At 73.3% G+C, this 26,134-nt stretch carries 20 protein-coding genes and 1 pseudogene; 16 read left to right on the top strand and 5 right to left on the bottom strand.

What is annotated here, in order from left to right; genetic code table 11:
• The first annotated feature begins 374 nt into the window (after positions 1 to 374).
• The gene (locus ACGFX4_RS32550; protein WP_393082124.1) at positions 375 to 905 is read left to right on the top strand and encodes a hypothetical protein; all 531 of its coding nucleotides are present in this window, start codon (positions 375 to 377) and stop codon (positions 903 to 905) included.
• A 124-nt stretch (positions 906 to 1,029) separates the two neighbouring features.
• Here ACGFX4_RS32550 and ACGFX4_RS32545 read toward each other — a convergent pair whose 3' ends face one another.
• Both ACGFX4_RS32545 and ACGFX4_RS32540 read right to left on the bottom strand, forming a co-directional pair.
• Positions 1,030 to 3,384, bottom strand: coding sequence for a SulP family inorganic anion transporter (locus ACGFX4_RS32545; RefSeq protein WP_393082121.1), 2,355 nt, complete (start codon positions 3,382 to 3,384; stop codon positions 1,030 to 1,032).
• Between the two features lie 345 nt (positions 3,385 to 3,729).
• Positions 3,730 to 4,716, bottom strand: coding sequence for an ATP-binding protein (locus ACGFX4_RS32540; RefSeq protein ID WP_393082118.1), 987 nt, complete (start codon positions 4,714 to 4,716; stop codon positions 3,730 to 3,732).
• Between the two features lie 161 nt (positions 4,717 to 4,877).
• Here ACGFX4_RS32540 and ACGFX4_RS32535 point away from each other — a divergent pair, with 161 nt between their 5' ends.
• Positions 4,878 to 5,792 (top strand): oxidoreductase, encoded by a 915-nt coding sequence (locus tag ACGFX4_RS32535; protein ID WP_393082116.1) that lies wholly within the window; start codon positions 4,878 to 4,880, stop codon positions 5,790 to 5,792.
• Between the two features lie 364 nt (positions 5,793 to 6,156).
• Here ACGFX4_RS32535 and ACGFX4_RS32530 read toward each other — a convergent pair whose 3' ends face one another.
• Entirely contained in the window at positions 6,157 to 7,059 is a 903-nt protein-coding gene (locus tag ACGFX4_RS32530; protein WP_393082114.1) for an HAD family hydrolase, read from the bottom strand.
• A gap of 595 nt (positions 7,060 to 7,654) precedes the next feature.
• Here ACGFX4_RS32530 and ssd point away from each other — a divergent pair.
• From ssd to ACGFX4_RS32495, 7 genes and pseudogenes are all read left to right on the top strand, one after another.
• Complete coding sequence (gene ssd, locus ACGFX4_RS32525) at positions 7,655 to 8,755, top strand: septum site-determining protein Ssd (RefSeq protein ID WP_393082112.1); 1,101 nt, start codon at positions 7,655 to 7,657, stop codon at positions 8,753 to 8,755.
• Positions 8,756 to 9,369: 614 nt separating this feature from the next.
• On the top strand, positions 9,370 to 10,602 hold the full coding sequence (locus ACGFX4_RS32520; protein ID WP_393082136.1) for a TadA family conjugal transfer-associated ATPase: 1,233 nt from the start codon (positions 9,370 to 9,372) through the stop codon (positions 10,600 to 10,602).
• Between the two features lie 418 nt (positions 10,603 to 11,020).
• Complete coding sequence (locus ACGFX4_RS32515) at positions 11,021 to 12,034, top strand: type II secretion system F family protein (RefSeq protein ID WP_393082109.1); 1,014 nt, start codon at positions 11,021 to 11,023, stop codon at positions 12,032 to 12,034.
• A 263-nt stretch (positions 12,035 to 12,297) separates the two neighbouring features.
• Positions 12,298 to 12,909, top strand: coding sequence for a type II secretion system F family protein (locus ACGFX4_RS32510; protein WP_393082107.1), 612 nt, complete (start codon positions 12,298 to 12,300; stop codon positions 12,907 to 12,909).
• A 112-nt stretch (positions 12,910 to 13,021) separates the two neighbouring features.
• Positions 13,022 to 13,204, top strand: a complete 183-nt coding sequence (locus ACGFX4_RS32505; protein WP_393082133.1) for a DUF4244 domain-containing protein — start codon at positions 13,022 to 13,024, stop codon at positions 13,202 to 13,204.
• Between the two features lie 127 nt (positions 13,205 to 13,331).
• Positions 13,332 to 13,682: a TadE family type IV pilus minor pilin gene (locus ACGFX4_RS32500; protein WP_393082105.1), complete on the top strand. Its 351-nt coding sequence runs from the start codon at positions 13,332 to 13,334 to the stop codon at positions 13,680 to 13,682.
• Positions 13,682 to 14,038: pseudogene (locus tag ACGFX4_RS32495) on the top strand (Rv3654c family TadE-like protein); the annotation flags it as partial. The gene ACGFX4_RS32500 and the pseudogene ACGFX4_RS32495, both read left to right, overlap by 1 nt.
• 99 nt (positions 14,039 to 14,137) lie before the next feature.
• Here ACGFX4_RS32495 and ACGFX4_RS32490 read toward each other — a convergent pair.
• On the bottom strand, positions 14,138 to 16,729 hold the full coding sequence (locus ACGFX4_RS32490; RefSeq protein ID WP_393082102.1) for a DEAD/DEAH box helicase: 2,592 nt from the start codon (positions 16,727 to 16,729) through the stop codon (positions 14,138 to 14,140).
• A 223-nt stretch (positions 16,730 to 16,952) separates the two neighbouring features.
• Here ACGFX4_RS32490 and bldG point away from each other — a divergent pair, with 223 nt between their 5' ends.
• The 5 genes from bldG to ACGFX4_RS32465 all read left to right on the top strand — a co-directional run bounded on the left by bldG (position 16,953) and on the right by ACGFX4_RS32465 (position 21,141).
• Positions 16,953 to 17,294 carry an anti-sigma factor antagonist BldG gene (gene bldG / locus ACGFX4_RS32485; protein WP_393082100.1) on the top strand — a complete coding sequence of 114 codons (342 nt, stop codon included), beginning with the start codon at positions 16,953 to 16,955 and terminating at the stop codon, positions 17,292 to 17,294.
• Positions 17,295 to 17,476: 182 nt separating this feature from the next.
• Entirely contained in the window at positions 17,477 to 17,917 is a 441-nt protein-coding gene (locus ACGFX4_RS32480) for an ATP-binding protein (protein ID WP_393082098.1), read from the top strand.
• Between the two features lie 137 nt (positions 17,918 to 18,054).
• Positions 18,055 to 18,423 carry a cyclophilin-like fold protein gene (locus ACGFX4_RS32475; RefSeq protein WP_393082096.1) on the top strand — a complete coding sequence of 123 codons (369 nt, stop codon included), beginning with the start codon at positions 18,055 to 18,057 and terminating at the stop codon, positions 18,421 to 18,423.
• Between the two features lie 146 nt (positions 18,424 to 18,569).
• The gene (locus ACGFX4_RS32470) at positions 18,570 to 19,250 is read left to right on the top strand and encodes a small secreted protein (protein WP_393082094.1); all 681 of its coding nucleotides are present in this window, start codon (positions 18,570 to 18,572) and stop codon (positions 19,248 to 19,250) included.
• A gap of 343 nt (positions 19,251 to 19,593) precedes the next feature.
• On the top strand, positions 19,594 to 21,141 hold the full coding sequence (locus tag ACGFX4_RS32465; RefSeq protein WP_393082092.1) for a methyltransferase: 1,548 nt from the start codon (positions 19,594 to 19,596) through the stop codon (positions 21,139 to 21,141).
• A 73-nt stretch (positions 21,142 to 21,214) separates the two neighbouring features.
• On the opposite strand, the gene ACGFX4_RS32460 is transcribed toward ACGFX4_RS32465, so the two are convergent.
• Entirely contained in the window at positions 21,215 to 21,883 is a 669-nt protein-coding gene (locus ACGFX4_RS32460) for a hypothetical protein (protein ID WP_393082090.1), read from the bottom strand.
• A gap of 323 nt (positions 21,884 to 22,206) precedes the next feature.
• On the opposite strand from ACGFX4_RS32460, the gene ACGFX4_RS32455 reads away from it, so the two are divergent.
• Together ACGFX4_RS32455 and topA are read left to right on the top strand one after the other, a co-directional pair.
• Positions 22,207 to 22,815: a DUF3592 domain-containing protein gene (locus tag ACGFX4_RS32455; protein WP_393082088.1), complete on the top strand. Its 609-nt coding sequence runs from the start codon at positions 22,207 to 22,209 to the stop codon at positions 22,813 to 22,815.
• Positions 22,816 to 23,093: 278 nt separating this feature from the next.
• Positions 23,094 to 25,979 carry a type I DNA topoisomerase gene (topA, locus tag ACGFX4_RS32450; RefSeq protein WP_393082086.1) on the top strand — a complete coding sequence of 962 codons (2,886 nt, stop codon included), beginning with the start codon at positions 23,094 to 23,096 and terminating at the stop codon, positions 25,977 to 25,979.
• The last annotated feature ends 155 nt before the right edge of the window (positions 25,980 to 26,134 follow it).

Genomic DNA, 26,134 nt, shown 5'->3' with positions numbered 1-26,134 from the left:
ACGTTGGCCGAAGCGGCCAGCTCCGCGGGCGGGGCGAAGCGCCGCTCCTCCTTGAGCAGATTGGCCAGGCTCTCGTTGCTCAACGCGCACTCCTCATCGAGTCTCATCTTCCGGGTAACCCCGTGCGGAGGGATTGTCCCGTGTGTCCCAGCGCACAGCTCACCAGGCGAGGCGCCGTGTTGACAAGAGGCTTCGACGAATTGGTGTAGACCTTTCACTGTCGTCGGGGCGCGGACCTGCCAACCGGCAGAAATCGGGCGCGCACGGAGCCTTGACGACCTGACACAGCAGTACTCCACTGACAGTGGCTGACAGAACCGGTCCCATCCGCCCCTCCCTCTCTGTTGTCTCCGTGCCGTGTCGGGGGTAGAGCCATGTCCGGACCGTCCACCGCACCGTTCACGTCCCCTCCCCTTCCCGGCGACTTCGCCGTCGTCCGCATGGGCGGCCGCGCAGGGCGACTGATCCGCATCGGCCAGTGGCTCAACGGCGACGGCTTCGCCGACTACGAGCACGCCTTCGTGTACGTCGGCGCCGGCGAACTGGTGGAAGCCCAACCCGGCGGCGCCGAACTCCGCCCCCTGTCCGTCTACGACGGCCACCCGGTGCTCTGGTCGACCGGCCGCGTCCCCCTCACCGACAGCCAGCGGGAGCAGATCGTCGCCGCCGCCCGCCGCTACATCGGCGTTCCCTACAGCTTCCTCGACTACGCGGCGCTCGCCGCCGCCCGACTCCACCTGCCGGTCGGACCGGTACTCCGCCGCTACGTCGCGGACACCCGGCACATGATCTGCTCCCAACTGGTCGACCAGTGCTACCAGGACGCCGGCGTTCACCTCTTCTCGGACGGCCGGTGGCCCGGCTACGTCACCCCCGCAGACCTCGCCAACCTCCTCCAGCACTGAGCGGAGCGCACCCGCGGGCTGCCCTGACCGGCAGGCAGATTCATCTGATTGGCGGGCTGCCGGCTGCCGGGCTGCCGGTACCGAACGGGGTGACGCCCGGTACCGGTGTGCTTGGCGGGGGCTGTCAGGCCGCCAGCCCCTGGACCTCCAGGTCGTCGCCGCGGTCGGGCTGGTCGGGGTGCGCCGAGACAGGGACGAACCGGCTGGCTGCCTGGTCGAGCACGTAGGCCTGGGCGGTGGCGAAGTCGAAGTACATTCCGACCAGACGCAAGGTGCCGTCCGCCACCCGCCGCTCGACGGACGGGTTGGCCAACAGTTGGTCGAGCTGCTGGACCACATTGGTCAGGCACAGCTGCTCCACCGTGTCGACGACCGGCCGCCCCTCGAACTCGGCCGGCGCACGGCGCAGCCGGTCCAGTGAACCGCGACCGTTGCGCAGCCAGCGGGCCAGCGGGGTGGGAGGACCGGCCTGCTCGTGCACTCCGTCGAGCAGTGCCTTCATGGCGCCGCAGCCCGAGTGGCCGCACACCGTGATGCTGCCGACCTCCAGGACCTCCACCGCGTACTGGACCGCCGCGGCCACCGAGTCGTCGGCCGCGCCGGGCTCGTGCGGGGCGGGGACCAGATTGCCCACGTTGCGGACGGTGAACAGGTCACCGGGACCGCTGTTGGTGATCATGCTGGTCACCATGCGCGAGTCGGCGCAGGTCAGGAAGAGCTGCGACGGGGTCTGCCCGTCCCGGGCCAGCCGGGCCAGCTCCTGGCGGATCAGTGGTGCGGTGTGCTGCTGGAAGCCACGTACGCCGTCCAGTAGGCGGCCGTGCGGGTCCGAGTCGCCCTGCTCGATGCAGTGGTGGCCGACCCAGGGTGTCCAGGCCCGGCAGCGGTGGAGGCCGGGAGAGCTGCCCGCGCGGACCGTGCCGTCCGGATCGAGCACCTCGCCGCTCTGGCGCTCCGTCACCATCGACACCAGCCCACCGGCGCCCTGATGGCTGGACCGCCAGGAGTGCAGTGCCTCGTAGGCCGCGTGGTCGAGGAAGGAGCCGTCGTGGCAGACCGTCACCCGTACGCCGGACGGGATCCGGCCGAGCGCCCGGCTGAGCTTCGGGACGGCAGCGAAGGTCAGCGGCCCGTGGGTGCGGACGGTGTACCCGCCGTCGGACTCGGCCAGCACGTCCACGTGTGCCCTGGTCAGCCGGTACAGCGCCAGCAGCACGGCCACCGTGCCGCCCAGGGCCACCCCGAGGGGCACGCCGAGCAGCACCACGCCGAGCACCGTGACCAGGTACACCGGGAACTCGCGGTGCCGGTGGACCCGGCGGATGTGCGCCAGGCTCACCATCTGGACGCCGACCACCAGCACCAGCGCGGCCAGCGCCGCCAGCGGGATCCGGCGCAGCCCGCCGGTCAGCGCCACCGCTGCCAGCAGCACCCAGCAGCCGTGCAGCACGGCGGACATCCGGGTGGCCGCACCGGCCCGGATGTTGGCGGTGCTGCGGACCGCGCCGCCCGCCACCGGGAGACCGCCGAGCAGGCCGGAGAGCATATTGGACGCGCCCTGTGCGCGCAGCTCGCGGTCGAGGTCACTGGAGCGGTGGGTCATCCGGTCGACGGCGACGGAGGAGAGCAGTGACTCCACCCCGGCGACGGCGGTGACCGTCAGGACCAGACCGAGCAGTGTGGGCCAGTGGGCCGCCAGCATCGCGCCGTCCGGCAGGGCGGCGGGCTGGTGGCTGGCCCAGTCGGGCAGGTTGATCCTGGCCAGCCGGAGCCCGGCGGCCATCGACAGACCGGTGGCGAGGGCGACCGCGACCAGGGCGGCAGGCAGCCGGCTGAGGGTGGCGCCGATCCGTCCGGCCCAGCCGGGCAGTCGGCCGAGCCGGGGCCAGCCGTAGAGCACCGCGACGGCCAGCGCGCCGACCGCCAGCGCGGGTGGGTGCGGGCCGGCCAACTGCCCGGGCAGGGCGATCAGATTGGCCAGGGCCGAGCTCTGCGGGGATCCGCCGAGGACGACGTGGAGCTGGGCGATCGCGATGGTCAGGCCGACGCCCGCGAGCATGCCGTGCACGATCGCGGGGGACACGGCGAGTGCGGCCCGGGCAACGCGCAGGGAGCCGAGGAGCAGTTGGACCAGCCCGGCTGCGACGGTGACCGCGCAGGCCGTGCGCCAGCCGAACTGGGCGATGATGCCGGCGACGATCACGGTGAGCGCCGCCGAGGGACCGCTCACCTGGAGCGGGGTGCCGCCGAGCAGGCCGGCGACTAGTCCGCCGACGGCGGCCGCGACCAGGCCGGCGGTGGGTGGGGCACCGGTCGCGAGGGCGATGCCGAGTGCGAAGGGGACGGCGATCAGGAACACCGCCACCGAGGCGGGCAGATCGTGCAGGAGCTGGGCGCCTGCCCGGCCCGGTCGGGTGGGCGGCGGCGCGTGGTCGGTGGTGTCCGACGGAATGGGTGCGCTGGAGAGATCGAGGGTCATGGTCTTCCCGTCTTCCGGGGGAACGAACGCAGTCAGGTCCGGAGGTGGTGCTCGGAGTCGGATCGGCTGTCGTGGGTCGCGACGGTGTGGCGGGATGGCGCTGGGCACGGGCGGCGGTTGTCCGCGGCGGCCCATGACCATCAAAGAGTTGGTAAACCGAGAGTAATGGAACCTTTGCACAGCGTGAGTTCCGAACGGAAGTGCGGAGCCCGGGATTCACCACTTCGGGTGGTGGTCGAACCAGTCGGGAACAAGGTGCAAAAGCGCAGGTCGGCCCGGATGTGCCGAAAGGGTCGGCAGCCCCGGGTGGGGCCGCCGACCCTTTCGGCGCCGCGCGGGATCCGCTCAGACGCCGGCGGCCTCGGCCTGCTGGGCGCCGAGGACGAAGTCGGCGTCCACCTGGGTCGCGAGGTCGATCCCGACCTTGGCGTTGCCCCAGCTCTCGGCGTTCCGCAGGTGGAAGTGGACCGCCTGCTCGGTGTAGCGGCGCGGGTCGCGCGCCCGGTGGGCGGCATCGGCTTCGGCCTTCAGCTGCTCCAGCACGGTGCGGTTCGTGGGCTCCAGCGTCCGCAGCGCCGGCTCGTCGCCGCGCTCCAGGCGGCGCACCCAGTCGGAGTGGCCGAACGTGGTGAGCAGGTCGTCGCCTACCTCGCGGCGCAGGAACGCGAGGTCGTCCGGGCCCTGCACCTTGTTGCCCACCACGCGCAGTCGGACGCCGAAGTCCTGGGCGTACTCCTTGTACTGGCGATAGACGGAGACGCCCTTGCGGGTCGGCTCCGCGATCAGGAAGGTCAGGTCGAAGCGGGTGAAGAGCCCGGAGGCGAAGGAGTCCGATCCGGCGGTCATGTCGGTGACGAAGTACTCCTCTGGGCCGTCCACCAGGTGGTTCAGCAGCAGCTCGACCGCGCCGACCTTGGAGTGGTAGCAGGCGACCCCGAGGTCCTCCTCGGTGAAGGCGCCGGTGGCCAGCAGTCGCACCGAGCCCTCGTCCAGCGCGATCGGCCGGGCGCACGCGGCGTACACCGGGTTCTCCTCGACGATCCGCAGCAGGCGTGAACCGCGGCCCGGCGGAGTGGTCTTGATCATCTCCTCGGCCGAGCGGATCAGCGGGTTGGTGCCGCGCAGGTGCTCCTTGATCTGCGGCAGGTGGGCGCCGAGCGAGGGGAGCGCAGAGGCTTGGTCGTCCGTCAGGCCGAGTGCCGGGCCGAGGTGTTGGTTGATGTCGGCATCGACGGCGATCACCGGGCTGCCGGCTGCTGCCAGGTGGCGGATGAACAGTGCGGACAGGGTGGTCTTGCCGCTGCCGCCCTTGCCGACGAAGGCGATCTTCATCTGAGTCTCCCGCCCTGTTGGAAATCGTTATCGTCACCGACTAGTCGTCATGCTAGCGGTGGTTTGGCGCATCGCACATGAGGGAAGTGCGGATTGCCTCGAACGGGTGATGCCGGGGTTGCTGTACCGGTCCCGGGAGGGGGGTCATTACCCTCGGGTAGGTGAGCACTGGAACTGATCCCCTCGCCCCGCTGGCCGAGCTGCCCGGGGTGCCCGAGGCCGTCGCCGAGGTGCGCAAGGCCGTCGACCGCCTGTACGGGCACCGCGTGATGCGCCGCCGAGCCGGCGAGGTGACCTCCGAGTCCGCGCTGCGCGGAGCCCGCGCCTCGGCCGCGCTGGAGGGCGCGGACTGGCCGCTGGAGGAGGTCCGCCGGCGCACCGACTTCGGCGCCGACCCCGAGGCCCGGACGGTCGGGGCCGCGCTGCGGATCTCTGCCGAGGCCGGTCAGCTGCTCAGCGTCTGGCGGACCTCGCCGCTGCAGGTGCTCGCCCGGCTGCACCTGCTCGCCCTGGGCGACGCCGACCCCGCGGCCGGTCGGCCGCGGCAGGGCACGGAGGCGGCCGAGGGGCTCTTCCCGATCGTGGTGAAGGCCACCGAGGGCGCGGACGCACACGGTGACGCGCACGACGAGGGCGAGCCCGCGGGCGCGGTGGAGGCAGAGCTGCCGCCGGCGCCGTCCGCCGACGAGGCCGCGGCGCGGCTGGACCAGCTGGCGAAGCTCCTGGTCGAGCGGGCCGAGCGGCCCACCGGCGGTGCCCCTGCGCTCGTGGTCGCGGCGATCGTGCACGGAGAACTGCTCGCCCTTCGCCCGTTCGGCCGATTCAACGGGCTGGTCGCACGGGCCGCGCAGCGGATCGTGCTGATCGCGGAGGGCCTCGACCCGAAGGCGATCTGCCCGGCCGAGGTCGGTCTCGCCGAGCTCGGCACGGCCGCCTACCGCGAGGCGCTCAACGGCTACCTGAGCGGCACCCCGGAGGGCATGGCGCGCTGGATCGCGCACTGCGGGGCGGCGCTGCGGCTCGGCGTCCGGGAGAGCACTGCGGTGTGCGAGGCGATGCAGCGCGGCATGGTCTGAACCCGACCAGGGCTTCGGGATCCCTGCTTCCGAGCAGGGTTGCGGCGGCGCCTCATCGTGCCGGGCGCCGCCGCTGGTACAGGTCCCGAGTTACCAAGCATGCACCGGAATGTGCCCATCAGGCGGGGATCCTGCCCGTTCACCTGGTGCGGCGGCCCGACAGCGGGTCGGCTGCATGTGGGTGCTCAGCCATCTGTACATCGGTCCGTGGGCCTGAACTGCGTTGTCGGAACGACCCCGTAGGGTCCTGACCGGGTCGCGCGGGCCGTAAGTCATTTCTATCGCGGTTTGGGCGAAAGCGGAACCCGAAACGGGAAGCTTTTGCCATTTGTCCGATTTGGCGAACCGGCCGCTGTCGCGCTGTTCAGGCCGCCGAGCGCCGCCGCTTGGCGCCGTACCAGAGCAGTCCGGCGGTGAGCACCGCCGCGCCGACCGCCACCGCGGTGAGGACGGTGTTGCTGGGGGCGCGGAACTCCGGTAGCCGGCGCTGCAGTTCGACCGGCCGGCTGAAGACCAGCACCGGCCACTCGCGGGCCGTCGCCTCCTTGCGCAGCGCCCGGTCGGGGTTGACGGCGGACGGATGGCCGACTGCCTCCAGCATCGGCAGGTCGGTCGAGGAGTCGCTGTAGGCATAGCAGTTGGCCAGGTCGTACCCTTCGACCACGGCCAGCTCGCGGATCGCGGCCGCCTTGTTCTCCGCGTAGGCGTAGTACTCGATCTCGCCGGTGTACCGGCCGTCCGCGATCTGCAGCCTGGTCGCGATGACGTGGTCCGCGCCGAGCAGGCGGCCGATCGGCTCGACCACCTCGGAGCCGGAGCTGCTGACGATCACCACGTCGCGCCCGGCGGCGTGGTGCTGCTCGATCAGGGAGGCGGCCTCCTCGTAGATGATCGGGTCGATCATGCCGTGCAGGGTCTCGGCGACGATCTCGCGCACTTGCTGCACGTTCCAGCCGCGGGTGAGGGCCGAGAGGTAGGCCCGCATCTTCTCCATCTGGTCGTGGTCCGCGCCACCCACCAGAAAGACGAACTGGGCGTAGGCGCTCTTCAACACCGCCCGACGGTTGATCAGGCCGCCCTGGTAGAAGGGTCGGCTGAAGGCCAGTGCGCTCGACTTGGCGATGATCGTCTTGTCGAGGTCGAAGAAGGCGGCGGTGCGCGGCGCCCCGTACGGGCGGTGCGGCGCGGCGGCGGCGGGCTCGGAGGCGGTCCCGTCGGCAGCGTCGGGGCCCGGTCCGGCGGTGTCGGCGTTCTCGGTGGTGTCCACGGGAACCGAGGATAGAGGGCGGCACAAATCACCCCGCCATTCGGCGTACTCGCAGGCGTGCGGGTTTGTGTTTCTGGCCGCTCGGGTACACCATGGAAGTCACGGATCGTTCGCGACCGTGCTAACCCGGTCCGGCTCCTCCCCCCCGAGTCGGGCCGTGGATAGACGACCCCCGCTCTCCCCCCCGGCGGGGGTCGTCGCATGTCCGGGGCCATTTTCCAAGGGTCTTGCGCCTGCGAACGAGATCGTTCCGGGCCTTCCTCGACGATCTCCCGATGCTTGGACGGCGCGTCCGACCGGGACTGATCGTTCACTCTCGGTAGTCAATTCGTATGCCGTTCCGATTCTTCGCGGCGCGGGCTTCCGCTAATGCCGGGACGGCTCCGAGCGCCCCCGCGATCGTCAATGGAGATCGGCCCCTCCCCCCGTCCGAGTGACATTCGTTATCCACAGCCCAGCCTTGTCCACAGGGATTCGGGAGGGGGCTGACGGGACTCCCCGGGTGCCGGACCGTGGTCCACGCGTCGCCCCGGCCGCCGAACGGCCCGAGCCGGGCTGACGTCCTGTCGGACCGCACCTTCCCGGGGAGACAGCCATGTCGACGCCCACCACCGATCCCCACGCCGCGGAGCCGCCCGCCCCCCGCGGGCCGCTCGTCGTCACCGCGGATCCGCTGCTGGCCGAGCAACTCGCCCGGCTCTGTGCCGCCGCCGGCGCGGAGCCCCACCTGTTCCACGGAGAGCCCCCGCCCAGGCGGATCTGGGAGGCCGCACCGCTGGTGCTGGTCGGCGACGACCAGGCGCAGCTCTGCTCCGGTCTCGCCCGCAGACCCGGGGTGCTCCTGCTCGGCCTCGACCTCGACGACGGTGAGATCTGGGTCCGGGCCGTCCAACTCGGTGCCGAGCACGTGCTCTTCCTGCCGGACGCGCAGTCCTGGCTGCTCGACCGGATCGCCGACGCGACCGAGGGAGTGGGCCCCGCCGCGCTCACCGTCGCCGTACTCGGCGGCCGGGGCGGCGCGGGGGCCTCCACCCTTGCCTGCGCCCTCGCCGTCACCGGCGCCAGAGCCGGCCACCGCACCATGCTGATCGATGCCGACCCGCTCGGAGGCGGGCTCGACGTGCTGCTCGGTGGGGAGCAGGCCGGTGGCCTCCGCTGGCCCGACCTGGCCGGTTCCCGAGGCCGGGTCAGCGGCGCCGAGCTGGCCAAGGCCCTGCCCGAACTGCATCGGCTCTCCGCGCTCTCGTGGGACCGCTCGGACACCCTGGCGATCCCACCCGAAGCCATGCAGAGCGTCCTGGCGGCCGCCCGGCGGCGCGGCGGCCTGGTCGTCCTCGACGTGCCTCGGCACCTCGACCCGGCTGCCGCCCAGGCGCTGGAGCAAGCCGACACCGGGCTACTGGTGGTCCCGGCCGAGCTCCGGGCGGTGGCCGCCGCCGACCGGGTCGCCGCGATGGCCCGGATGCGGCTCACCGACCTGCGGGCGGTGGTCCGGGTGCCGGGCCCGGCCGGGCTGACCGGACGCGAGATCGCCCGCGGGCTGCGCCTCAGGCTGGCTGGCGAACTGCTCCCCGAGCCCGGCATCACCGTCGACGCCGAGCGCGGATCCCCGCCCGGCATCCGCGGGCGTGGGCCGCTGGCCCGCTTCTGCGACGGATTCCTGACCGAAGCCATGCCGCCGGTGCCGGTGGCGTGAGGAGGGGTGCTGTGACCGAACGCCTGCGCAGGGGAGACCTGCGAAACATCCACCGGGCCACCACCCGATCGAACCGTCGGGTCCTGGTCTCGCGCGCCCGGCCCGGTACCCACCCGGGCGCGGGCTCAGGGCCGCCCGACGGGCGCCCGACCGGAGTTCTGCCCACCGGACCGGGCGGCACCGCCGGCAGCGCCGTGGACGGCGCCGCACGCGGCGAGCCTGCGGTGCGGGCCGGGTCCACCGGACCGACGACGGACGCGGACGGCATGGGTGCCCCGGTCGAGGCGTCGGCGGTCGCCGCACCCGGTGCCACCGTCGCGTGCCCGGCCGCCGCCGAGGCCACGCCCCGTGCTGGTGTCGGAGCCGACTCCGGCTCCGACGCGAGCAAGCTCGTGATCGGGCCGGCGTCGGAAGGCCGGGCCGGAGCCGCCTCTGCCACCCCGACCGCCCGGCCGGTCCGGACGGGCCGTGCGGGTACCGGTGTGGGCACGGCGGGCGGGGGTGCACCGCAGCGCCGCCCGGCCGGCCTGACGGTCGTCGGGGCGGAAGCCGAGCCCCGGCGGCCCGCGGCCCGCCACCTCGGGACGGGAGAGCCCGCAGATCGCGCCGCTGCCCTGGTCGACGCCGTCCGGCTGCGGCTGGCCGAGGCCGGCGCACCACCCACCGACGAGTCGGTCGCGGCTGCTCTGCGCGCGGCCCGACCACCGCTCGGCGGCGGGGACGTCCTCGACGCGGTCCGGACGCTCCGGGCCGAACTGGTCGGCGCAGGTCCGCTCGATCCCCTGCTCGCCGAGCCCGGCGTGACCGACGTCCTGGTGAACGGGCCGGACGAGATCTGGGTGGACCGGGGCGGCGGCCTGCAACGGGCATCCGGCATCCGCTTCCCCGACGCGACGGCGGTCCGCCGCCTCGCCCATCGGCTCGCCACCGCCGCGGGTCGACGGCTGGACGACGCCCGACCGTGGGTGGACGCCCGGCTCCCGGACGGCACCCGGCTGCACGCCGTCCTCCCGCCGATCGCCGCCGGCTGCACCCACATCTCGCTGCGGACCAGCCGCTCGCAACCCTTCACCCTGGCCGAGCTGGTGGCCGGTGGATCGCTTCCCGAGAGCGGTGCCGAGCTGCTCGGCGGCATCCTCCGCGCCAGGCTCTCGCTGCTGATCTCCGGCGGTACGGGCAGCGGGAAGACCACTCTCCTCGCCGCCCTGCTCGGCCTCGTTCCGCACGACGAGCGGATCGTCCTCGCCGAGGACTCCGCCGAACTCCGGCCGGACCACCCGCATGTGGTGCGCCTGCAGAGCCGCCCGCCGAACCAGGAGTCGCTCGGCGAGCTCACCCTGCGGGACCTGGTCCGCCAGGCGCTGCGGATGCGGCCCGACCGGTTGGTGGTGGGCGAGGTCCGCGGCGCCGAGGTGGTCGACCTGCTGGCGGCACTCAACACCGGCCACGAGGGCGGCTGCGGCACGGTTCACGCCAATACCGCTGCGGACGTTCCGGCCCGGCTGGAGGCGCTCGGCTCGCTCGCCGGGCTCGACCGCGTCTCGCTGCACAGCCAACTCAGAGCAGCACTCGACGTGGTGATCCACCTCGTCCGCGACCCCGCCACCGGTCTTCGCCGGGTCGCGGCGCTCCACGTCCTCGACGAGGCGCGGCACGGCCTCGCCCGTACGACCGAGGCGGTCGCCTTCCCGGCGGACGGCGGCTGCCAGGTCGGGCCGGGGTGGGACCGACTGCGCGGGGCCTGCGCCGAGCGCGGCGTCGAGCTGGCTCCTCCCGCCGACCTCCCGGCTCCGGCAAGGACCGGGGTGGGAGCGCCTGCGACGGCGGACGGAGGGGGCGGACAGTGACGGGACGACAGGTGGAGCTGGTCTGGGCGCTGGCCCTGTGCGGGGCCTGCGCCGGTGCGTGGTGGCTGCTCCAGGCGGCGGTGAGGGGGTTTCGATGACCTGGGTGCGGGTGTTGGGCGAGCCGTGGCTGCTGCCGGTCGCCGCAGTGGTGGCGGGATGCGGCACGGCCCTGTGGCCGCGTTGGAGCCGGGCCCGCAGAGCGCGGACGTTGATCGGGCCGGGAGGCATCCTCGCGACACCGGGCGGGGAATCTGCCGTGATGTCGGGCGCGGGGTCTGGTGCGTTGCCGGGCAGGGCGCCGGGCGACGGCTCGGGTGCGGCGCCGTCCGGTGCCTGGTGGTTCGGCCCCGCGAGGCCCGGTGGCCGGCTGCTCCGGCAGATGCGGCGGTGGCCGGCAGGGCTCCGGCCGGTGTGGCTGGTGCCGGAGCTCCTGCTGCTGCCCGTCGGGCTGCTGCTGACCCGATGGGCGGACTCTCCGGTGCCGGTCCTGGGGGCCGCGCTGGCGGTGCTCCCGTTGCACCGGTTCGTTCGGGGTCGGCGGCGGGCCGCGGAGGCGCGGCGTCGTGCCGCAGCAGTGATCGACCTCTGCGCCGGGCTCGCGGCCGAACTGCGGAGCGGCGCTACACCCGAGCAGGCCCTGCACACGGTCACGTCCCGGGCCGGGCCGTCCCTGGGACGGACGCTCGGCCGGGAGCCGGCCGCACGGCTCGCGGCCGGCCGCTACGGCGGTGACGTCCCTGCAGCGCTGCGCCTGGTGGCCGAGCGTCCGGGTGGACGCGGCGCCGCCGCGCTCGCCGCCTGCTGGCAGGTCAGCGCGGAGAGCGGCAGCGGTCTCGCGGTGGGTCTTGAGCAGGTCGCCGAAGCCCTGCGCGCCGAGCGCGCGTTGACCGAGGAGATCTACGGAGAGCTCGCCGGGCCGCGGACGACCGCTGCGGTGCTCGCGGCCCTGCCCGTGATCGGGATGTGTCTCGGCGCGGCACTCGGCGCCGGACCGGTCCACATCCTGCTGCACACGCCCGCCGGGCTGCTCTGTCTCACCGGTGGGGTGCTGTTCGAGGCGGCAGGGCTGGTGTGGACGGCCCGGATCGTGCGGGCAGCGGAGGCCCCGCCGACGCCGCTGTCGTCCCGTGACCAGGACCGGGACCGGGACCGGGACCGGGCCGAGGTGTCCGTCCCGCTGTCGTGGAGAGGTACCGATGCGGTCGGGTGCGGCCTGTCCCGGGTGCGCACCGCAGACGGCATCGGGTTGTCGAGCGGCGGGCGCCGGCCCGTCCGACGGCGGGTCGGAGCGCGGGCGGATGTGCTGCTCGGGGCCCAGCCGCCGGAGACCGACCGGACGGAGGGGTGGAGCCGGGCAGGCCATGCGCCGCCCTGGTGGCGGCGGCTGGTGCAGGGACGGGGCGGGAGTGCGGGGAGGACGGCGTGGACGTGATGCTGACGGGTCCACCTGCGCTGGCCGGTGGACTGGAACTGGTCGGCGGCCTGGGATCGGTCGGTGGAACGGCGTTGACCGGGGGAGCTTCGGCGGCCGGCCGGGCGGTGGCGCTCGGTGGGCTTGCCCTGGTCGCGGGCGCCACGTCCGGGGCACTGCGCGCGGCACGGCGGCGGGAGGTCCGGCGCCGGGTGCCCGGGTGCCTGTCGGCGCGGGCGAGGCCACCTCACGGGAGGCGGTGGCGTCCGCGGCGGCCGCGATGGTTGTCGCCGGAGCACTGCCTGCCCTGGCTGGTCGCCCTTGGCGCGATGGCGGTGGTCGGCGGAGTGACCGGGGCGGCCGTCGGCCTGCTGGCCGGCCTCGGGGCCCGCCGACTCGTGCCGAGACTGCGCTCACCGGCGGCACGGCGTGCGGCCGAGGAACACGAACTGCTCGTGCGCCAGCTGCCCCTGACGGCCGATCTGCTGGCCGCCTGCCTCGGCTCCTGCTCCGCCCCTGCACTCGCGGCCGCAGCGGTGGCGGAGAGCGTCGAACCCCCGATGCGGGACCGGCTTGCCGCCGCAGCCGCCCAACTCTCGCTCGGCGCTGCGCCGGAGAGTTGCTGGGAAGAAATGGCGGTCGGCTGTCCGCCGCTCGGCCCGCTGGCCCAGTGCCTCGTCCGGACCACCCTCAGCGGCGCCCCACCGGCAGCCGCGCTGGCAGGGCTGGCCCAGGCGCAGCGGGCGACAGCCGTCCGGGCGGCCCACGCCCGGGTGCGCCGGGCCGGAGTGCTCGCGACCGCACCACTGGGTCTCTGCTTCCTCCCGGCCTTCGTCCTGGTCGGAGTCGCGCCGGTGGTGATGGGGCTGACCAGCGGCTTCGCCCACCGCATCTAGTACCACCCCGAATCCGCATCCGCATTGCCTGAGGAGTTGGTGTGCCATGGTCCTCGTCCGGAGCTCTGAGGCAGGTCCGGTCCGTGTCCTCCTGCGTCGCAGTCGCCGCTGGCTGGGTGTCAGAACGGCACGATGGCGGGGGAGCGGCCGGGACGCCGGGATGACCACCGCGGAGTACGCCATCGGCACGGTCGCGGCGTGCGCGTTTGCCGCCGTGCTGTACCGCGTGGTGACCAGTGGGACGGTCTCGGGTGCCGTGTCCGAACTGCTCGACCGGGCGCTCCATGCGGTCTGAGCGGTCGGCGGGTTCCCGCCGCTGCCCGGTCCGCCACGGCCTCGCCGGCCAAGGCGCCGGCCGCCGTTCCGTCCGCCGGCGTCCCACTGGGCGCTGGTGGCGGAGGGGCGGTCGGCGGGACGCGGGAATGGTCACTGCGGAGACCGCGGTGGCGCTTCCGGCCCTGGTGCTGTTGGCCGCGATGCTGATCTGGGCGATCGTGGCCGCGGCGGCGCAGATCCGGTGCGTGGACGCCGCCCGGGTGGGGGCGCGCGCGGCGGCCCGCGGCGACACGGACGCGGTGTCTGTGGCGCTGGCCGCCGCCCCGGCAGGAGCGGCGGTCCGGGTCGAGCAGGCGGCCGAGACGGTCCGGGTGACGGTCGAGGCACCCTGTCCGGGGCCGGGGCGGCTCGGGATGGCCCTGTCGGTCCGGCTCAGTGCCTCGGCGGTGGCAGCCCGGGAGGACGTCGTCGGCGCCGAGGCGTCGGAGGTGGGGTGATGGGGATGCGGCACAGGTGGGACGGCCGAGCGGCCGACCGCGGTTCGGCGACGATCTGGCTGGTGGCACTCGGGATGTTGGGCTGCCTGGTGTTCCTGGTGAGCCTGATGCTGGGCACGGTCGTCGCGGCGCGGCACCGGGCTGAGGCCGTCGCCGACCTGGCCGCCCTGGCGGCGGCCGACCGGCTGCTGCTGGACCCGGACGGCGGCTGCTCGCGGGCCGCCGCGCTGGCCCGCGAGCAGCGGGCCGACCTGGTCTCGTGCACGCCCGTGCCGGGAGCGGACGTGGTGGAGGTGGTCGTCCGGATCCCGATCGACGGGCTGCCCGTGCCGGTCGGCCCGGCCGAGGCCCGCTCCCGCGCCGGGCCGGTGTGGAGCTGGGGCACCGACGACCTCGCCGCGGTCGGCGCCGCCGATGCCCCCGCGCCGCTGGGTCGGCAGTCGGCCGGGCATCGATCAGCCGGTGCCCGGACCCGCCGGATCCGGTGCTGCGGGCCCTGCGGTGGCGCCGGGGGCCGCGGGAGCAGCGTCGGCCCCGCCGGATTTGCCAGTGCCGACGGCATCCCCGCTGGGGTCCGGAGCCCCGCTGGGGTCCGGAGCGTCGCTCCCGCCCCGAGCGTCATCTCCGTCCGGAGCGTCGTTCGCGCCCGTGTCCTGCCCGTTCGGGGCCTTCGCCCCGCTCGGGGCCTTCGCCCCGCTCGGGGCCTTCGCCCCGCTCGGGGTCTCCTGCAGGCGCGGAGCGCCGGCGAGCAGGATGTCGAGCAGCCGTACGGCCGCGGCCTTGTCGAGCGGGTCGTTCCCATTGCCGCACTTGGGCGACTGGACGCAGGACGGGCAGCCCCGCTCGCACTCGCAGGCGCTGATCGCGTCGCGGGTTGCGGTGAGCCACTCCACCGCGCGGCGGAAGCCCCGCTCGGCGAAGCCCGCACCGCCGGAGTGGCCGTCGTACACGAAGACCGTGGGCAGGCCGGTGTCCGGGTGGAGGGGAACGGACACACCGCCGATGTCCCAGCGGTCGCAGGTGGCGAAGAGCGGAAGCAGGCCGATCGAGGCGTGCTCGGCGGCGTGGGCGGCGCCGGGGAGCAGGTCGAGCGGGATGTCGGCATCGAGCAGTTGGTCCTCGGTGACGGACCACCAGACGGCCCGGGTGCGCAGGGTCCGGGGCGGCAGGTCGAGCTTGCTCTCGCCGAGGATCTCGCCGGTCGCGATCCGCTTCCGGAGGTATCCGACGACCTGGTTGACCACCTCCACCGAGCCGAAGCTGAGCGTGGCCTCGCCCCACTCCTCGGTGGTGTCGGTGGAGAGGACGGAGATCGAGGTGATGTCCCGGGCGGAGGTGGTGTACGGCGGGTCGGCGAGGGCGACCAGGGCGACCGACGAGTCCAGGTCGAGATCGCGGACCAGGTAGGTGCGGCCCTGATGGAGGTGGACTGCGCCGGTGTGCACCGTGGTGTGGGAGGCCGCGGCGTCGACGGTGCCGAGCAGCCGCCCGGTGTCCGCCTCGACGATCTGCACCGGGCTGCCGCCGCTGCCCCGCAGGTCGACGCGGTCCGCGGCGCGTTCGCGGCGGGTCCAGTACCAGGAGCCGTCCGGTCGGCGGCGGAGCAGGCCGCGCCGCTCCAGCACTGGCAGCAGCTGGGTGGTGGACGGGCCGAAGAGCTCGAGGTCGGAGTCGGTGAGTGGGAGCTCCGCGGCGGCGGCGCACAGGTGCGGGGCGAGGACGTGCGGGTTGTCCGGGTCCAGCACGGTGGCCTCGACCGGGTTGGCGAACAGCGCCTCGGGGTGGTGGACCAGGTAGGTGTCCAGCGGGTCGTCCCGGGCGATCAGGACGGCGAGGGCGCCCTGGGCCTCGCGGCCGGCCCGGCCGGCCTGCTGCCACAGCGACGCTCGGGTGCCGGGGTAGCCGGCCAGCAGGACGGCGTCCAGGCCGGAGACGTCCACACCGAGTTCGAGGGCGGAGGTGGAGGCGAGCCCCAGCAGCCGCCCGGAGTGGAGCTCGCGCTCCAGGGCGCGGCGTTCCTCGGCCAGATATCCGCCCCGGTACGCGGCGACCCGGGCGGCGAGCGGGGAGCCGAGCTGGTCCTGCGCCTGGAGGGCGACCAGTTCGGCGGCCCGGCGGGACCGGACGAAGACCACGGTGCGGGTGCCGGCCTCGACCAGGTCGGTGAGCAGGTAGCCGGCCTCGGCGGTGGCCGTGCGCCGGACCGGGGCGCCGTGCTCGCCGACGTTCTCGGTGAGCGGGGGCTCCCAGAGGGCGAAGACCATCGGCCCGCGCGGGGAGGCGTCGTCGGTGACGGCGGTCGCGGGCACGCCGGTCAGCCGACGGGCGGTGACGGCGGGCTCGGCCGTGGTGGCCGAGGCGAGCAGGAAGGTGGGCGACGCGCCGTAGCGGGCGGCGAGCCGGCGCAGGCGCCGCAGTACCTGGGCGACGTGCGAGCCGAAGACCCCCCGGTAGCTGTGGCACTCGTCCACGACGACGTACTTCAGCGCCTTCAGGAAGGTGGACCAGCGTGGATGGGCGGGCAGGATGCCCCGGTGCAGCATGTCCGGGTTGGTCAGCACGTACGAGGCGTACTGGCGGACCCACTCGCGTTCCTCCGGTGGGGTGTCGCCGTCGTACAGGGCGACCCGGACCCGGGGCGGGACGAGTTCGGCGGCCCGGCGGCGCTGGTCGGCGGCGAGCGCCTTGGTCGGCGCCAGGTACAGCGCGGTCGCGCCCCGCCCATTGGGCGCCTCGGTGCCGTCCAGGAGGTCGCTCAGCACCGGGGCCAGGTAGCCGAGCGACTTGCCCGAGGCGGTCCCTGTGGCAATCACCACACTCTGTCCGGTTTTGGCCAGATCCATCGCCTCGGCCTGGTGCTCCCACGGCAGCCCGACTCCGAGCTCCGCGGCGGCCGCGACGATCTCGGTCCGGATTGCCGTCGGCCAAGGCGCGTAGCGGGCCTCCCGGGCGGGCAGATGCTCCGTATGGGTGAGGCGGTCGGACCGTCCGCGCTCGGTGGACAGGGTCGCGAGCAAGGCCTCGGGCGGTTGGTGACGGGGCGGCATGAGGACCCAGTGTGTCACCGGCGTGACGGAGAATCGCCCTAAGCCATCGTGCGGGCATGGTTGCAGGTGGTTGAATGAGCCCGTGACGGCCGCATGGCCGAGGGCCGCATTGCTGGGGCCTCCGACCTGCCGGTTTGCCGCGCCCAGGCACTGCGACCAGCGCGGTGGCGGCCGCCTGGCCGATGATCGCAATGACGTAGCAAGGCAAGGTGCTGGAGGTTCCGTGGGCCTGTCCCTGTCGACCCGTACAGTCGGTGATCGCACGGTCGTCGAGGTTGGCGGCGAGATCGATGTGTACACCGCCCCCAAGCTGCGCGAGCAGCTTGTCGAGCTCGTCAACGAGGGTAACTACCACCTGGTTGTCGACATGGAGGGCGTTGACTTCCTCGACTCGACCGGTCTGGGTGTCCTGGTTGGCGGCCTGAAGCGGGTGCGTGCGCACGAGGGTTCGCTGCGCCTGGTCTGCAACCAGGAGCGCATCCTGAAGATCTTCCGGATCACCGGTCTGACCAAGGTGTTCCCGATCCACAACTCGGTGGACGAGGCCGTCGCGGCGACCGACTGACCGCGATCACCTGATCGCGTACCGCGCGATCGCTCGATCGCGTCCTGACTCGCCGTGCGTCCGGCGGGGTTGCTTCGTGCGCCCCGCCGGGCGGACGGCCAGGCATCGCCCTCGCCGCCCGAGGAGTCCGCGCTGAGTCGCCACTCCCGGGCCGAGCTGGGAGCAACCCCGGAGGGGGAGAGATGGCAACCGTCGAACTTCGATTCAGCGCGCTTCCCGAGCACGTGCGCACCGCCCGGCTGGTGGCTGCCGCGGTGGCCAGACGCGCCGGGGTGGACGAGTCGGTGCTCGACGAGGTGCGGCTCGCCGTGGGCGAGGCGTGTTCCCGTGCGGTCGGTCTGCACCGGCGCAGTGGTTCGGACGGTGCGGTCCGGGTGGCGCTCATCGAGCAGGAGAAGCGTTTCCTCATCGAGGTCGAGGACGAGGCCGGCCTTCGTGACGGGTCCGACGGCGCACCGGCTGCCGACGCCGGCGGTACTACCGGGGGCGGCGACAGCGGTGACGACGAGCTCGGGCTCGCGGTGATCACCGGGCTGGTGGAGGACGTCGAGGTCGGCAAGGGTTCCGACGGCGGCGTGATCCGGATGAGCTGGCCGGTGTCGACGGCCGCCGTCGAGGTCTGAGCCCCCGAAGATCGGACACCGGCGGGGCCGACACTCCCGGGCTGACGCCCCCTGTCGGTTGACAAATTGTTGAATATGGCGGTTCCCTGCTCTCGGCGCGACCGGATTCGGTTCGAGAGGTACGGAAGAGGAACCCCATGCGGATACGCATCCTGTGGCCCGCCGGGCAGGCGACGGCCGAGCTGCGGTCGACGCCCACCGCCGAGGCGCTCTGGGCAGCGCTGCCGATCGTTTCACGTGCCAACACCTGGGGCGAAGAGGTCTATTTCGACACCTCGATCAGCGTCGAGCGGGAGCCGGACGCCGAGCAGGTGGTCGAGCCCGGGACAGTCGCGTTCTGGACGGACGGCGACAGCCTGGCGCTGCCCTACGGCCCCACACCCATCTCGCGTGACGGTGAGTGCCGGCTCGCCAGCGCCTGCAACGTGCTCGGCACCCTGCACCAGGACCCGCAGGTGCTGCGGACGGTCCGCAGCGGCGACTCGATCAGGGTCGAGCGCGCCTGAGGCCGACCTTGGGTCGAGCGGGTGCCGGGCGGGGCGCGGGCACGGCTGAGCAGGGGTAGCAGGGCGGGTTCCGGCGGCTGCTGGGCGGCGCGCCGCGGCGGCCGTGTAGGTTCGCTGGTCGACGTCCGATACCGAAGGGGCCTCCGGTGAACAAGCGACTGCTGACCGTCTCCGCGCTGGGAGCGCTGCTCGCGTTCGGCGCCGTTGCGTGCAGCGGCGACGACTCCGAGCAGCTGAACGGCTGGGCGAAGAGCGTCTGCGACGCAGCGCAGGACCCGACCGCCAAGTCCCGGGCGGCCCTCGCCGACAGCACCAAGGTGATACCGGGCGAGGCCCCGGCCGACCTGCAGAAGCGGCTCTCGGCCGGTCTCGCCACGCTCGGTGCGAGCAGCCAGCAGCTCGCCGACGCCGTGGACAAGGCCGGGGCGCCGAAGGTCGACGACGGCGCGAAGCTGCAGCAGGACGCCGTCGGCGAGCTGCGGCAGGCTGCTCAGGGCTACCAGGAGGCGCAGAAGAAGCTGGACGGGCTTCCCACCGCGGACCAGGCGAAGTTCGCCGACGGCCTGCGGAGCGTTGGTGACCAGGTGCAGCAGCTGTCGCAGCAGTCCACGCAGGCGATGCAGAAGCTGCAGAGCGGCGTACTGGGCGACGCGATCAAGAAGCAGCCCGGCTGCAAGGCCGGTGCGCCCGCGGCGTCCGGGGCCGGGACCGGGGCGGACGCGAGCGCCGGCGCCGGTGCGTCGCAGTCGGCTGCACCGTCCGGCGGCGCGACCCCGGCGGCCTCCGGTTCGGCGAAGCCGAGCGCCAGCGCCAGCGCCTCCGGCTGACGCAGGGCAGGGGCCGTCCGGCGGACGGAGCAGCCGTCCGCGTCGGTGCCGGCTGGCTCCCCAGGCCTGCTCCGCGGGCTGATTGCTGGGCCGCCCACGGTGGCCATGGCGGCCATGGCGGCCTGCCCGGTCCGGGGAGGCCTTCCGAGGCTCTGGATCCCTGCCACGGCAGCTTCGACGGCCTGCCCCGTCCGGTGTGGCCGTCCTGCGGTCCGCGGCGCCGTTCGGGCGTCTACGGGTCGGAGGGTCAAGCGGCTGCTCGTATGACCGGCCTGTCCAGCGCCGTGGGGAGCGGCGCGGCGGGGCGGGTGGTCGGGCGGTCGGGTGGGGGGAGAATGGCGGGGTGACCAGTAGCCCCGTTACCCCCGCTCCCGTTCTCGACTTCAGCCGGCTGGCGAAGCTGCGTGAGGCGCTGCTCGCCGCGTCGTTCACCGCTGACGGCTGCCTGGACCTGCTCGGTCCTACGGCGTACGCGGCGTTGGCGCGGAGCGAGGCGGTGCCGGCGCTCCGGGCGACCAGGGGTGGTTCGCCGTTGGAGACGTTGGTGCTGCTGTTCCTGCTGCAGCAGCCGGTGCCGTACGCGGCCGCCGCGGTGGCGCTGCCGGTCGAGGACTGCCTGGCCGACGGGTGGTTGGTGCGGGACGGCGAGCAGGTCCGGGCGACGGTGGACGTGCGGCCGTACGCCAATGAGGTGGCGGGGCTGCCGAGTGCGGATGCCTGGGTGGTGTCCGACCTGGGATGTGCGGTGGGCGGGGCCGGCGGGATCGGTTCCGGGGAGACGGCGGCCGGGATCGCACGGCGGGATCTGGTGCTCGGGGTCGGCGGAGCCTCCACCACGCTGGCCAATCTGACGGTGCGCCGCCCAGTGCGGGAGGCGCTGGACCTGGGCTCCGGGTCCGGTGTGCAGGCGCTGCACGCCGCTCGGCACGCCCAGCGGGTCACGGCCACCGACCTGAACCCGAGGGCCCTGCACTTCACCCGGCTGACGCTGGCGCTCTCCGGGTTCGAGAACACCGGGACGGCCGAGGGAAGCCTGTTCGAGCCGGTCGGGGACCGCCGGTTCGACCTGATCGTGTCGAACCCGCCGTTCGTGATCTCGCCCGCCGGGCGGTTCACCTACCGGGACGGCGGGATGGCCGGGGACGAGCTGTGCCGGTCGGTGGTCCGGGGCGCGGCCGCGCACCTGGAGCCTGGCGGGTACTGCCACCTGCTGGCGAACTGGCAGCACGTCAAGGGCGAGGACTGGCAGGAGCGGTTGGCCGGCTGGGTGGCCGGTACCGGCCTGGACGCCTGGGTGGTGCAGCGGGAGGTTCAGGACGCCGCCCAGTACGCGGAGCTGTGGCTGCGCGACGGCGGCGACCACCGCGGCCCGGGCTCCGACTACCAGGACCGCTACGGCGAGTGGCTGGACACCTTCGAGGCTGCGGGCGTGGAGGGCATCGGCTTCGGCTGGATCACCCTGCGGGCGAGCGGCGCGGCGGACCCGACGGTCCGGATCGAGGAGTGGCCGCACCCGGTCGAGCAGCCGCTCGGTCCGCACATCGAGAGCTGGTTCGCCCGTCAGGACTTCCTCCGCGAGCACGACGACGCGGGCCTGCTGGCGGCCCGGTTCGTGCTGGCGGACGAGGTGGTGCAGGAGCAGGTCGGCGCGCCCGGCGCGGAGGACCCCGAGCACGTGATCCTGCGTCACAACCGGGGCATGCGGCGGGCGACCAAGGTGGACACGGTCGGTGCCGGGTTCGTCGGCGTCTGCGACGGCACCCTGGCGGCCGGTGAGATCGTGGACGCGATCGCCCAGTTGCTCGGCGAGGAGAAGGTGGTGCTGCGCGACCGGGTTCCGGAGTCTCTGCGGCTGCTCACCGAGCAGGGCTTCATCGAGCCCGCGGTCTGAGCCCGGACGGGTGGGCGCACGCCGCTGGACACGCTCCGCCGGGCGGCCCGCGCCGTCCGGTGGACCCGCGCCGTCAGGGGTGGAAGAGCTCGGAGACCTTGGTGATGTGACCTGCCCCGTCGACGGTGATGTCGTAGTTGCCGCCGAAGCAGCTGTACGGGGCGGGCGGCTCGTGGTGCGCCGCGCAGTCGTTGACGTGCTGAACGAGGGTGGCGAGCGGCACCGTGGCGGTGGTGACGGGGCCTGCGAGGGTGACCAGTTCGGCGGTGGCGCCGGGGGCGAAGGTGTACGGGCCGGCGGCGCCGACCGGGGTCCAGTAGCCGTCGTTCTCGACCTCCGGTCCGCAGACGAAGGCGGTCGCGGTGGCGGTCAGCCGGGTGGTGGTCGCGGACGTGGCGTTGATCACCTTGTGGCCCGGGCGCTGGGCCGCGGCGGTGCAGTCCTGGCTCGGCGCCGCTTTGCCGGCACCGGCACCGGCTCCAGCTCCGGCTCCGGCAGAGGCGGTGCCGGTAGCGGACTTGGTGGCCCGCGCGGAGGGCGTGCCGGTGGCGCCCACGGCCTTCCCGGAGGCGGTGGCAGCGGCGGTGGCGGTGGCGGTGGTGCTGCCGGACGGCGAGGCGGAAGCCGTGGCCGTTGCCGTGGTGGGGGCGGGGTCGTCGTCGGCGTCGCAGGCGGTCAGGGCGAGGACGGTGGTGGCGAGCAGCGCGGTGGTGGTGAGCAGGCGGCGGGCGGTGGTGGCCATGGCTGGAGTCCCCCTGGAGTCGCGGCGGTTCGACGGTGGTTCGACGGCCGTTCGCCGGTGGTGCGGCGGTGGCGCGGTACCTGTCCGTGCACACGGCGGCGGGCCCGGGGGCGGTTGCCGCGGTTGCGTGGCTGTGACGGCGGGGGCAGGTCTGTGACGGTCGGTGCCGGTCCGTGACGCGAGCGGGGTGACGGCCGTTCACCCATCCGTCTCCTGGGCGTTCCCTGTAGGACGTCGAACGTCGGTCCGGGGTTGTCCACCGACTGCGAACGTGCTGTCCACAGGCTGTGGACAGCACAGGCCGACAGGGGAGGGGACCGGGGATGGAGACGCCGACGGCGCTGGCGGGCGGGGTGGTCCTGACCCTTTTCGGCGGCGCACTCCTGCTCTGGTGCGCCGTGGAACTGCGTCTTCGCCACCGGCTCCGTCGCCATGGCATTCCGGCCACCGCCCGGGTGGTCGCCGATGTGGATCCGTACGGCATGCGGCCCGACGAGGGCTTCGGCGCGCTCGACAGCAGCCCGCTGCTGGCATACACCGCGCTGGACGGCACGGTGGCCCAAGGACCGCTGCCCGGCGGCACTCCGGCCGGAGGGACGGTGCCCGGCGGCACTCCGGCCGGAAGCGCGGGGACCGGCGGTACCAAGCGGGAGCGGCCGGTCGGCGGGTACGAGCTGCGGGCGGTCGAGGAGGGTTCAGGGCCGAGCCGGTCGGTGCTGGCGCGGCCCCGCGGTCACACTCCGCTGCGCCGGCCGTTGCGTCTGGTGCCGGGCGCGCTGGTGCAGGTCGCGTACGATCCGCGCAGGCCGAGCCGGGTGGTGCTGGCCGCGCACGAGGACGTCCCGACCATGCCGGCGGACCTGTTCTGGGCGCTGCTGGGCATCGCCGCGCTGGCGGGCGGGGCGACGTTGCTGGCCACGGTGGCCCGCTGACCTTCCGGGAACCGCATTCTCCCAGGCGGTTGTCCTGATTCTGCTGGCCGGTTCTGTACGGATTCTTGATTTCCGGACACCCCGGAATCCGCTCCACGCGGCGCAAATGAGCATCATCGGGTTACCGTTCGAGTGGCGTCGGTCGGCCTTGCCGGTGAAAAAGCGGGATCCGTCCGTTTGACAAGGGTGGCCAGGGTACGGTCACACTCCGCTGGTGGGGCCGTCGCTGAGCGGCAGCCCAGGAGCAGACGTAAACGATCCGGGAGAGAAGAGCGAAGGTGTCCCCGAGCAGCGAGACCGCGCACGGCAAGCGACTCGTCATCGTCGAGTCGCCGGCCAAGGCCAAGACGATCAAGGGCTACCTCGGCCCCGGCTACATCGTCGAGGCCAGCGTCGGGCACATCCGCGACCTGCCCGGTACGGCCGCCGAGGTCCCGGACGAGTACACGGGTGAGGTCCGCCGCCTCGGCGTGGACGTCGAGCACGACTTCGCCCCGATCTACGTGGTCAACCCGGACAAGAAGTCGCAGGTCACCAAGCTCAAGTCGCTGCTCAAGGAGTCCGACGAGCTCTACCTCGCCACCGATGAGGACCGCGAGGGCGAGGCCATCGCGTGGCACCTGCAGGAAGTTCTGAAGCCCAAGGTGCCGGTGCACCGGATGGTCTTCCACGAGATCACCAAGGACGCGATCCAGGAGGCGGTGCGCAACCCGCGCGACCTCAACCAGCGCCTGGTCGACGCCCAGGAGACCCGCCGCATCCTCGACCGCCTCTACGGCTACGAGGTCTCGCCGGTGCTGTGGAAGAAGGTCATGCCGAAGCTCTCGGCAGGCCGGGTGCAGTCCGTCGCGACCCGCCTGGTGGTGGAGCGCGAGCGGGAGCGGATGGCGTTCCGCTCCGCCTCGTACTGGGACCTGATCGCCACCTTCGCCACCGGCCGGACCGCCGCCGACGCCGCCAACCCGGAGTCCTTCGGCGCCCGCCTGGTCGGCGTGGACGGCAAGCGGATCGCCACCGGCCGCGACTTCGGCCAGGACGGTCAGCTGAAGACCGCCAACACCCTGCACCTGGACGAGCAGGCCGCCCGCGCTCTGGCCGCCGCCCTGGAGCAGACCGCGTTCTCGGTGCGCAGCGTCGAGTCGAAGCCGTACCGCCGCTCGCCGTACGCGCCGTTCCGCACCACCACGCTGCAGCAGGAGGCCAGCCGCAAGCTGGGCTTCGGCGCCAAGCGGACCATGCAGGTCGCGCAGAAGCTGTACGAGAACGGCTTCATCACCTATATGCGTACCGACTCCACCACGCTGTCGGACACCGCGATCTCCGCCGCCCGCGCCCAGGTCACCCAGCTGTACGGGGCCGACTACCTGCCGGACGCGCCGCGCACCTACGCGTCCAAGGTGAAGAACGCCCAGGAGGCGCACGAGGCGATCCGCCCCTCCGGCGACCGCTTCCGCACCCCGGCGGAGACCGGCCTGGCGGGCGACGACTTCCGCCTGTACGAGCTGATCTGGATGCGCACCGTCGCCTCCCAGATGAAGGACGCGGTCGGCCAGTCGGTGACCGTCCGGGTCGGCGGCCGCTCGGCCGACGGCCGGGACGTCGAGTTCTCCGCGTCCGGCAAGATCATCACCTTCCACGGCTTCCTCAAGGCCTACGTCGAGGGCGCCGACGACCCGAACGCCGAGCTGGACGACCGCGAGCGCAGGCTGCCCCAGGTCACCGAGGGCGACCCGTTGGCCGCCGACCGGCTCACCCCGGAGGGCCACGCCACCAAGCCGCCGGCCCGCTACACCGAGGCTTCGCTGGTCAAGGAGCTGGAAGACCGGGAGATCGGCCGTCCGTCGACCTACGCGTCGATCATCGACACGATCATCAACCGCAAGTACGTGTTCAAGAAGGGCACGGCGCTCGTCCCGTCCTTCCTCTCCTTCGCGGTCGTGAACCTGCTGGAGAAGCACTTCGGCCGGCTGGTCGACTACGACTTCACCGCCAAGATGGAGGACGACCTCGACCGGATCGCGGCCGGCCAGGCCGAGTCCGTGCCGTGGCTGAAGCGCTTCTACTTCGGTGAGGGCGAGGGCGCCGGCACCGCCGCGGAGGCCGGCAACGGCGACGGCGACCACCTCGGCGGCCTCAAGGAACTGGTCACCGACCTCGGCGCGATCGACGCCCGGGAGATCAGCTCCTTCCCGATCGCCGAGGGCCTGGTGCTGCGCGTCGGCCGGTACGGCCCGTACGTGGAGAAGCTGTCCGAGGTCGAGGGCGAGCCCGGCCAGCGAGCCGACATCCCGGACGACCTGCCGCCGGACGAGCTGACCGTCGAGCTGGCCGAGGAACTGCTGGCCAAGCCCAGCGGCGAGCGCGCGCTCGGCACCGACCCGGTCAGCGGCAACCCGCTGGTCGCCAAGGACGGCCGGTACGGCCCGTACGTCACCGAGGTGCTGCCCGAAGGCACCCCGAAGACCGGCAAGAACGCGGTCAAGCCGCGCACCGCCTCGCTCTTCAAGACGATGTCCCTGGACACCGTCACCCTGGAGGACGCGCTGCGCCTGCTCTCGCTGCCCCGGGTGGTCGGCAACGATCCCGAGGGCAACGAGATCACCGCGCAGAACGGCCGCTACGGCCCGTACCTCAAGCGCGGCACCGACTCCCGCTCGCTGACCGACGAGGACCAGCTGTTCACCATCACGCTGGAGGAGGCGCTGGCGATCTACGCGCAGCCCAAGCAGCGTGGCCGGGCCGCGGCCGCCGCGCCGCTCAAGGAGCTGGGCACCGACCCGGTGAGCGAGCGTCCGGTGGTGGTCAAGGACGGCCGCTTCGGCCCGTACGTGACCGACGGCGAGACCAACGCGACCCTGCGCAAGGACGACGAGGTCGAGACCATCACGCCGGAGCGCGGTTACGAGCTGCTCGCCGAGAAGCGGGCGCGCGGACCGGTGAAGAAGGCCGCCAAGAAGGCCCCGGCGAAGAAGACCACCGCCAAGGCCGCCGCGACCAAGACCGCGGCCACCAAGACGGCGGCGAAGAAGACGGCGGCGAAGAAGACGGCGGCGAAGAAGACGGCGGCCAAGAAGACGGTCGCGAAGAAGACCGCGACGAAGAAGACGGCGGCGAAGAAGACCGCCACGAGCAAGACGGCGGCCTCGGCGCCCGACGAGGGCTGACCGGAAGGCAGAGCAGCCGGCCGAGCAGTGACAGGACCGGGGGTCCGCGCAGGTGCGCGGGCCCCCGCTTGTGTTCGGGAAGCGTTCGATCCGTCACAACCCTGTCATGACGGCGATCCGGACGGCCGTACCCCTCTTTTGCGCCAACCGGCGAC

Origin of the sequence: Kitasatospora sp. NPDC048365, assembly GCF_043200835.1 — a bacterium.
GTDB lineage: Bacteria > Actinomycetota > Actinomycetes > Streptomycetales > Streptomycetaceae > Kitasatospora > Kitasatospora terrestris.
Note: the sequence above shows the minus strand (reverse complement) of the source record. Positions and strands in the feature narration are given on the sequence as shown.